At 70.4% G+C, this 8,596-nt stretch carries 9 protein-coding genes and 1 pseudogene; 7 read left to right on the top strand and 3 right to left on the bottom strand.

Features of this window, described 5'->3' with window-relative positions:
• Positions 1 to 436 (bottom strand): HesA/MoeB/ThiF family protein (locus ACLEQD_RS31285; RefSeq protein WP_410389152.1); only part of this gene is annotated, 436 nt, incomplete at its 3' end.
• A 314-nt stretch (positions 437 to 750) separates the two neighbouring features.
• Between ACLEQD_RS31285 and ACLEQD_RS31280 the strand changes: the two genes are divergently transcribed.
• The 6 genes and pseudogenes from ACLEQD_RS31280 to ACLEQD_RS31255 all read left to right on the top strand — a co-directional run bounded on the left by ACLEQD_RS31280 (position 751) and on the right by ACLEQD_RS31255 (position 6,761).
• The gene (locus tag ACLEQD_RS31280) at positions 751 to 1,173 is read left to right on the top strand and encodes a hypothetical protein (protein ID WP_410389150.1); all 423 of its coding nucleotides are present in this window, start codon (positions 751 to 753) and stop codon (positions 1,171 to 1,173) included.
• A gap of 99 nt (positions 1,174 to 1,272) precedes the next feature.
• A pseudogene (locus ACLEQD_RS31275) lies at positions 1,273 to 2,554 on the top strand (sensor histidine kinase).
• Positions 2,555 to 2,575: 21 nt separating this feature from the next.
• Positions 2,576 to 3,325: a response regulator gene (locus ACLEQD_RS31270; protein ID WP_410389149.1), complete on the top strand. Its 750-nt coding sequence runs from the start codon at positions 2,576 to 2,578 to the stop codon at positions 3,323 to 3,325.
• 102 nt (positions 3,326 to 3,427) lie between these two features.
• On the top strand, positions 3,428 to 4,540 hold the full coding sequence (locus ACLEQD_RS31265) for an S-(hydroxymethyl)glutathione dehydrogenase/class III alcohol dehydrogenase (protein WP_410389147.1): 1,113 nt from the start codon (positions 3,428 to 3,430) through the stop codon (positions 4,538 to 4,540).
• Positions 4,537 to 5,391 (top strand): S-formylglutathione hydrolase, encoded by an 855-nt coding sequence (gene fghA, locus ACLEQD_RS31260; RefSeq protein WP_410389145.1) that lies wholly within the window; start codon positions 4,537 to 4,539, stop codon positions 5,389 to 5,391. The genes ACLEQD_RS31265 and fghA overlap by 4 nt, the downstream gene beginning before the upstream one ends.
• A 95-nt stretch (positions 5,392 to 5,486) precedes the next feature.
• On the top strand, positions 5,487 to 6,761 hold the full coding sequence (locus ACLEQD_RS31255) for a DEAD/DEAH box helicase (protein WP_410389143.1): 1,275 nt from the start codon (positions 5,487 to 5,489) through the stop codon (positions 6,759 to 6,761).
• Here the strand turns inward: ACLEQD_RS31255 and ACLEQD_RS31250 are convergent.
• Entirely contained in the window at positions 6,755 to 7,243 is a 489-nt protein-coding gene (locus ACLEQD_RS31250; protein ID WP_410389141.1) for an FKBP-type peptidyl-prolyl cis-trans isomerase, read from the bottom strand. The two genes, ACLEQD_RS31255 and ACLEQD_RS31250, sit on opposite strands and share 7 nt — an antisense overlap.
• 53 nt (positions 7,244 to 7,296) lie before the next feature.
• Complete coding sequence (locus ACLEQD_RS31245; RefSeq protein WP_410389139.1) at positions 7,297 to 7,854, bottom strand: DUF2378 family protein; 558 nt, start codon at positions 7,852 to 7,854, stop codon at positions 7,297 to 7,299.
• 188 nt (positions 7,855 to 8,042) lie between these two features.
• Between ACLEQD_RS31245 and ACLEQD_RS31240 the strand changes: the two genes are divergently transcribed.
• The gene (locus ACLEQD_RS31240; protein WP_410389154.1) at positions 8,043 to 8,585 is read left to right on the top strand and encodes an RNA polymerase sigma factor; all 543 of its coding nucleotides are present in this window, start codon (positions 8,043 to 8,045) and stop codon (positions 8,583 to 8,585) included.
• Positions 8,586 to 8,596 lie beyond the last annotated feature (11 nt).

Genomic DNA, 8,596 nt, shown 5'->3' with positions numbered 1-8,596 from the left:
GCTCCAGCGCGAGCAGCGCCTGCACCGCGCCGATGAGCCCCGCCATCGCGCCCAGCACGCCCGCCTGCGAGCAGGTGGGCACCGCGTCCGGAGGCGGCACGTCCTCGTAGAGGCAGCGCAGGCACGGGCCGCCGGGGTCGATGCGCAGGGCCTGGCCGTGCATGCGCAGCACGCCGCCGTACACCAGCGGCACGCCGGTGAGCACCGCCACGTCCGACAGGAAGAACTTGGTGGCCACGCCGTCCGTGGCGTCCACCACCAGGTCGTGTTCGCGGAAGAGGGCCTCCGCGTTGCCCGCGTCCAGCCGCTCCGGCAGGGCCTCCACGCTCAAGCCGGGGAAGGCGCGCAGGAGGCCGGCGGCGGCGGACTCCGCCTTGAGGCGGCCCACGTCCTGGGTGCGGTGCCAGAGCTGCCGGGGCAGGTTCGTCACGTCCACCCGGTCCGGATCCACCAGCGTCAGGTGCCCACCCCGCCCTGCGCCAGGCGAGCGACGCCGGACAGCCCAGCCCGCCTGCCCCCACCACCAGCACCCGCGCGCGTTCGATGCGGGTGGCGTGGGGAATGCGCGCGTGGTGGTCGGTATCCGGCGAACCGTGCATGGGGCTGGTGCTCCGCGAGGAACGAAACGAATATGGTGCGGCGGCTGAACGTCTGGTCTTCAGAGCCTCAGAGCCTCAGGACGTCCCCGAAGCCTTACTCCCCGCTGTCGCCACCGCCGCCGTCACAAGCGGCCTTCACCTGCCAGGACATATGAAAAACCTGACCGGCGCGCTCGTGTTTTCCACCCTGCTGTCCCTGGCTGTCGGCTGCCACAAGAACACCGGCGAGAGCCCCGACGCGGCCACGCGGACCGGCACCGTCAAGGAGGAGCTCCAGTCGGACCGCGACGCAGCCCCCGCCCCGACGGCCACCGCCGAGGCCGGCACGAAGGACGCGAGCGCCGTGACCTACGACTCGGGCGCCAGCGACCGCCTGGCCCTGGAGGCCTGCGTGGACGGCTGGCTCAAGGCCCACAACCTGGACAGGTACGGCAGCCAGAAGGGCACCATGTACGCGGGCGGCACGCCCCTGTTCGACGAGCGCACGGGGGAGACGAAGGACCGCCTGGACTTCGTCCTCGAGCGCCAGCCCGAGGCGAAGAAGGCGTGCGTGGACGAAGGCGCCCCCAAGTAGCGCGCCGCCCGAGCCGCCTGGCCGCACCCGCCCGGATGCCGACCTGGCGGCTTGCCGGGAATTCCGCTCCCGGAGAAGGTCCCGTAAGCTGCCGCTCGCATGGACAGTGACCCCCGACCCGGCGACGACCACCCGGCCCACGACTTGAAGGCCCGCGTCCGCGCCGTGCTGGAGCGCCGCAACCTCACGGACAACGTGTCCGCGGAGCAGGCGGCGGCCTCCTGGGAGCAGGACCGCTTCGTCGCCGGCCCGCGCGCTGTTCTACGCGCGGATGATGTTCCTCACGCTGGGCCTGCTCATCCTCGCGGTGCCCGCGTGGAGCGGCTACTTCGGCTTCAACGGGCCCATCTCCTTCCTGGGCTACTTCGCGATGCTCATCTACAGCGTCGCGAACCTGCTCGTCATCGACCACCCGAAGGCGGGCCGGTGGGTGACGTACCTGTCGCTCTGCTTCGACCTGCTGATCACCGTGGTGCTCATCGCGCGCCCGCAGGTGGGCGGCGGCCTGCAGAGCCCGCTGCTGGCGACGCAGCTGTTGTTCACCACCCTGTTCGCCATCCTCTTCCCCAAGCCGCTGGCCATCCTGCCGCCGCTGCTGGCGCTGCCCATCACCACGCGGTTGGATCTGCTGCTCAACCGCTCCGTGACGGCGGTGGAGCTGCTCACGCTGCTCTGGTACCTGGGGCTCAACTTCATCATCGTCTACGTGCTCGTGTACCTGAACGAGCGCGAGGCCACCGCGCACCGCGAGGTGGTGTCCCTGCAGGGCGACCTGAAGGAGCTGGCCGTGGTGGAGGAGCGCAACCGGCTGGCGCGCGAAATCCATGACGGCCTGGGCGCGTCGCTGTCCTCGATGATCATCCAGGCGGAGTACATCCTGAACCTCGCGAGCGAGGACGGGCTGCGCACGGAGATCCGCGAGATGAAGGCCACCGCGGAGGAGTCGATTGAAGAGCTGCGCCGCAACCTGCGGATGATGCGCGACGACTTCGAGCTGGCGCAGGGCCTGGAGGACTACGTCAAGACGTTCCGCGAGCGCACCGGGCAGGACATCCGCTTCGAGCGCACGGGCCTGACGCGCAAGCTGCCCCCGGACGCGCAGCTGGCGCTGTTCCGCATCCTCCAGGAGTGCCTGTCCAACGCCGCGAAGCACGCCGAGGCGAAGGAGGTCCAGGTGCGCCTGGACTTCAGCGCGGAGGGCGTGCACCTGGTGGTCCGCGACAACGGCAAGGGCTTCGACCCGGGCCGCACGCCGCGCGGCCACTACGGCCTGCTCAACATGCGTGAGCGGGCCATGAAGCTCGGGGGTTCCATCGTGGTGGACTCGGCGCCCGGCGCCGGAGCCCAGGTGGCCTTCTCCCTTCCCTGTCTTTCCGCCTGACACGCACCGGAGATCCGCCCCGTGGACCCGACTTCCAGCGCCGCCCCCCTCCCCATCCGCGTGTTCGTCGTGGAGGACCAGACCAAGATTTTGAAGAACCAGCTGCGCCTCTTCGAGGGCCACCCGGACATCGACATCGTGGGCACCGCGCTGTCGGGCGAGGCCGCGATGGAAGAAGTCGAGCGCGCGAACCCGGACGTGCTGCTGCTGGACCTGGGGCTGCCGCGCATGAGCGGCATCGACGTCACCCGCGAGGTGAAGGCGCGCTTCCCGAAGATGGAGATCCTGATCTTCACCATCTTCGACGAGGAGGACAAGGTCCTGGAGGCGGTGAAGGCAGGCGCGTCCGGCTACCTGCTCAAGGGCGCCACGGTGGACAAGATCGTGGAGGCCATCAAGGAGGTGCGCGCGGGCGGCACGGTCATCCAGCCGAACCTCGCGCGGCGCCTCTTGCGCCACTTCCGCGTGGAGCCGGACACCGCGCCCGTGCCCACCGAACCGCTGCCCGTGGCGCCGTCCGCCGCGGAGTCCGCGGCCCCAGGCGGGGATGCGTCCGCGCAGGAGCCGCTGCTCAAGCCGCTGTCGGACCGGGAGCGGGAGATCCTCCAGCTCATCGCCAAGGGCGTGTCCAACAGCGAGGCCGCCCGGCTGCTGTCGCTCTCCAAGGCGACCATCCGCACGCACCTGGAGCACATCTACCGGAAGCTCGAGGTGACGAACCGGGTGGAGGCCGTCACCGAGGGCATCCGCAAGGGCCTCATCTCCGTGTAGCGGTGGACCGAAGCCGCGGAGGCCCCTTCGTTTTTCGGGGCCGACGCGGTGCGTGGCTTCTACAGTGGGAGGTCTTCGTTCCCCTCTGACTGGAGCCCCACCATGGACGTCCGCGCCGCCGTCGCCTTCGAGGCCGGCAAGCCCCTGAGCATCGAAACCGTGCACCTGGAGGGCCCCAAGGCGGGCGAGGTGCTGATCGAGCTGAAGGCCACCGGCCTGTGCCACACCGACGAGTTCACCCGCTCCGGCGCGGACCCGGAGGGCCTGTTCCCCGCCATCTTCGGCCACGAGGGCGCGGGCATCGTCGTGGACGTGGGCGCGGGCGTCACCAGCGTGAAGAAGGGCGACCACGTCATCCCGCTCTACACGCCGGAGTGCCGCGGCTGTAAGTCGTGCCTGTCCCAGAAGACGAACCTGTGCACGGCCATCCGCGCCACGCAGGGCAAGGGCCTGATGCCGGATGGCACCAGCCGCTTCCGCCTGGGCAAGCAGATGATCCACCACTACATGGGCTGCTCCACGTTCGCGAACTACACGGTGCTGCCGGAGATCGCCGTGGCGAAGATCCGCGAGGACGCCCCCTTCGACAAGGTCTGCTACATCGGCTGCGGCGTCACCACCGGCGTGGGCGCCGTCGTCTACACCGCGAAGGTGGAGGCCGGCGCGAAGGTCGTCGTCTTCGGCCTGGGCGGCATCGGCCTGAACGTCGTGCAGGCCGCGCGCATGGTGGGCGCGGACATGATCGTCGGCGTGGACCTGAACCCCGCTCGCAAGGAGATCGCGGAGAAGTTCGGGATGACGCACTTCGTGAACCCGAAGGAAGTGGAGGGCGACCTCGTCCCCTACCTCGTGAACCTCACCGGCGGCGGCGCGGACTACAGCTTCGAGTGCATCGGCAACGTGAAGACGATGCGCCAAGCGCTGGAGTGCTGCCACCGCGGCTGGGGCGAGAGCATCATCATCGGCGTGGCGGGCGCGGGGCAGGAGATCAGCACCCGGCCGTTCCAGTTGGTCACCGGCCGCGTGTGGAAGGGCAGCGCGTTCGGCGGGGCTCGCGGCCGCACGGACGTGCCGAAGATCGTCGACTGGTACATGGACGGGAAGATCCAGGTGGACCCGCTCATCACCCACACGCTGAAGCTGGAGGAGATCAACCACGGCTTCGACCTGATGCACGAGGGCAAGTCCATCCGCAGCGTGGTGAAGTACGCATGAGCGCGGTGACTCCGACGCTCGTCAGCGAGCACGCGTGCTTCGGGGGGACGCAGTCCTTCTGGAAGCACCCGTCCGAGGCCTGCGGCGGTGAGATGCGCTTCAGCGTCTACACGCCACCCCAGGCGAAGCACGGCAAGGTGCCGGTGCTCTACTACCTGGCCGGCCTCACCTGCACGGAGGAGACCTTCCCCACCAAGGGCGGCGCGCAGCGCGTGGCGGCGGAGCTGGGGTTGATGCTCGTGGCGCCGGACACCAGTCCTCGCGGCGCGGGCATCCCGGGCGAGGACTCGGACTGGGACTTCGGCACCGGCGCGGGCTTCTACCTGGACGCCACGCAGGAGCCGTGGAGGGCGCGCTACCGCATGGGCACGTACGTGACGAAGGAGCTGCCCGGCATCCTCGGCGCGCACTTCCCCGCGCGCATGGACCGCGAGGGCATCTTCGGGCACTCCATGGGTGGACACGGCGCGCTCGTCACGGCGTTGCGCGACCCGGGCCGGTACCGGTCCGTGTCCGCGTTCGCGCCCATCGGGGCTCCCATCCGCAGCCCCTGGGGCAAGAAGGCCTTTGGCGGCTACCTGGGCCCGGATGAGCAGACGTGGCGCGAGTACGACGCCACGGAGCTCCTGAAGGCCGGCCGGCGCGTGCCGGCGCTGCTCGTGGACCAGGGGACGAAGGACAAGTTCCTGCCGGATCAGCTCCACCCGCACCTCCTCAAGGAGGCCTGCGAGGCGGCGGGCCAGCCCCTCACCCTGCGCATGCAGGAGGGCTACGACCACGGCTACTACTTCGTCTCCACGTTCATGGAAGACCACCTGCGCCACCACGGCGCGGCGCTGAACGAGGGCTGAAAAGCCCTTCCGCGCCCCGGGCTTCCACCGCCCGGGGCGCCCCCTGCCCCGCAATCCCCCTTCCCTCTCCGGCCCGGACGTGGGAGGCGTGGGGCATGAGTGCTTCCTTCAAGTCCCTGGGCCTGTCCCCCGAAACGCTGGGCGCCGTGAAGCGTGCCCGCTTCGGCGCTCCCACGCCCATCCAGGCGCAGGCCATCCCGCCCGCGCTGTCCGGCCGCGACGTCATCGGCTGCGCGGCCACCGGCACCGGCAAGACGGCCGCCTACCTGCTCCCCATGATTGAACGCTTCGCGGGCGAGCGCGGCACGCTGGGCCTCATCCTCACCCCCACCCGCGAGCTGGCGCAGCAGGTGACGGAGCAGGCCCGCTTCTTCGGCGAGTCCCTGCGCGTCCTGCCCACGCTCATCGTCGGCGGCGAGGACATGAACGCGCAGGTGGACGCGCTGCGCGAGCGCCCCACCCTCATCGTCGCCACGCCGGGCCGGCTCGTGGACCTGCTGGGCGTCAAGGCCGTGAACCTGTCGCGCATCCGCACCCTGGTGCTGGACGAGGCGGACCGGATGCTCGACATGGGCTTCCTGCCGCAGATCAACCAGATCCTCCACGCGCTGCCCCGCGACCGCCAGACGCTGCTGTTCTCCGCCACCCTGGGCGCGGACGTGACGCGCTTCGGCCAGCGCGCCCTGCACAAGCCCGTGCGCGTGGAGGTGACGCCCAGCGGGACGCCCGCGCCCCGCGCCGAACAGCACCTCTACATCGTGAAGCCCGAGGAGAAGTGGCCCCTGCTGCTCACGCTCCTCGCGCAGGACCAGGCCAGCGCGCTCGTGTTCGTGCGCACCCAGCAGCGCGCGGACAAGATGAAGGAGCTGCTCGCCGCCGCGGGCCACAAGTCCGCCGCCCTGCACGCGGGCCGCACGCAGGCCCAGCGGCGTCAGGCGCTGGAGGGCTTCCGCCGCGGGCAGTACCGCTGCCTCGTGGCCACCGACCTCGCGGCGCGCGGACTGGACGTGGATGACATTGGCCACGTCATCAGCCTGGACGTGCCGCACGGGCCGGAGGACTACGTGCACCGCATCGGCCGCACCGCTCGCGCGGCGGCCAGTGGACGGGCGTCACTCTTCGCGCTGGAGGTCGAGCGCCGCACGCTCCAGGACATCGAGCGCATCATCCGCCAGGAGCTCCCCCGCACGGAGGTGCCTCGCAAGGACCCCCTCTTCAAGCGGGAGATGGAGGCATGGCTGGCGAAGCAGCGCGACCCGGGGCCTCGCCAGGCGGACCATGGAAGCTCCAAGCGGCCCGAAGGCGCGGCGCCCGGGCGGCATGCCCGGACGCACGGCAAGGGCCGGCCGAAGGGCCCCAGCGGTCAGTGATCGTGGTCGTCGTCGGGGCCGTGCGCGTGGCCGTGCTCGAGCTCCTCGGGCGTGGCGGCGCGCACTTCCTTGATGGTGACCTCGAAGTGCAGCTCCTTGCCGGCGAACGGGTGGTTGAAGTCCACCAGCACCGTGTCCTTGCGCACCTCCTTGACCAGGAAGTCGACCTCGTCCCCTTCCGGGTCCGTGGCGCTCAGGATGCCGCCGGCCTTGATCTCCAGGTCCTCGGGGAACTCCGTCCGGGGGACCTCTTCGACGCCCTCGGGGTCGTAGTCGCCGTAGCCGTCCGCCGCGGAGACGACCGTCTTCAGCGACTCGCCCGCGGCCTTGCCCTCCAGCGCCTTCTCCAGGCCGGGGACGATCTCCTCGTAGCCGTGCAGGTAGACGAGCGGATCGCCTGCCTCGCTCTCGTCCACGATCTTCCCGTCGCCGAGGTGCAGCTTGTAATCAATGGCGACAACACTGTCCTTGCCGATTTTCATGGGGCCCTCATAGCGCATTCAGTCATGTCGAGGTGGAAGGATGATGCCCACCGTTACCGCGTGCACACGGACGTCCTACCAACGCATGCGCAGCTCGAAGCGGCCGCGCCCGTCGTCGGTCTCCAGCACCGCGCTGGGTTCGCGGCCCCGGCCTGCCGCAGGGCCTCCTCGCAGCACCCCGCCGCGGCCTCCGCCGGGAAGGGGTAGCCCTGGAATGTCACGCGCCAGTCCCTGGGCCCCAACTCCAGGGAGGTGATCTCCACCGGCTCCATCACCGAGCGGAAGCTCAGCGCCACCCGCTTCATGGCGCGCTCCGGGCCCGCGATCTTCAGGGCCACGTTCACCACCTTGCCCACCAGCGTCTCGAAGTAGCCGCGCACCAGGTCCCGGCCCATCTGCCGCAGCGCTTCCTGCCGCGGCCGGTCCGCGTAGGCGGCCTGCAACACCAGGTTCTGGCAGCGCAGGAACACCGACGCCGGATAGCTGGCCCGGGGGCGGTCCGGGTCATAGCCCGCCGCCGCCATGCGCTCGCGCAGGGACGCGTCCAATCGCACGCAGCGCAGGAGCGATTCGAACAGCGTGGACTGGATGACGACCTCGGCCGGGGACATGTGCGCTCGAAGTGGGGAAAAGCGTTGAAACCGGTAAGGCGCGCGACACTACCCTTTCGGGTCATGGAAGCGAGCCCCCTGGCGATGTCACGTCCAGCGCTTGTCGTTTCAAGGCCTTGGGGCGCCCAGGGGGGCAACCGTCCGTCCCCGGAAACGATTTCCGAGCAGGGCCGTCCGTGAGCCAGACGATGGAAGGCGTCACGGACGAAGCGCTCATGGACCAGTTCTGTCAGGGAAACGAGCCGGCGTTCGAGGCGCTGTTCGCCCGGCATGCCGGGCGTGTGCACGGCTTCCTCGCCCGCATGGTGAGGGACGGGCCGCTGGCGGAGGACCTCATGCAGACGACCTTCCTGTCCGTCATCCGCGCCCGGGGCCGCTACGAGCGGGGCACGCGCTTCACCCCCTGGCTGCTCACCATCGCGGCGAACGCGGCCCGGGACGCGCTGCGGCACCAGCAGCACGTGGACGCGCACGCGCACGCTCCGCCGGAAGGCCCCACGGCGGTGCCCGCGCCGGACGGCGACCCGGCCATGCGCCGGCGCATCGAGGACGCGCTCCAGCAACTGCCCGTGGAGCAGCGCGAGGCGGTGGTGCTGAGCAAGCTGGAGGGCTGGTCCTTCGAGGAGATCGCCCAGATGCGAGGCATCCGCGCGGGCGCGGCCCGGCTGCGGGCGCACCGGGGTTACGAGAGGCTGCGCGAGCTGCTGGGCGGACTGGAGGACGTGTCATGAGTTCGCTCCGG

It is taken from the genome of Corallococcus sp. 4LFB (assembly GCF_046520365.1).
GTDB lineage: Bacteria > Myxococcota > Myxococcia > Myxococcales > Myxococcaceae > Corallococcus > Corallococcus caeni.
This window is presented reverse-complemented; position numbering and strand designations above follow the sequence as displayed.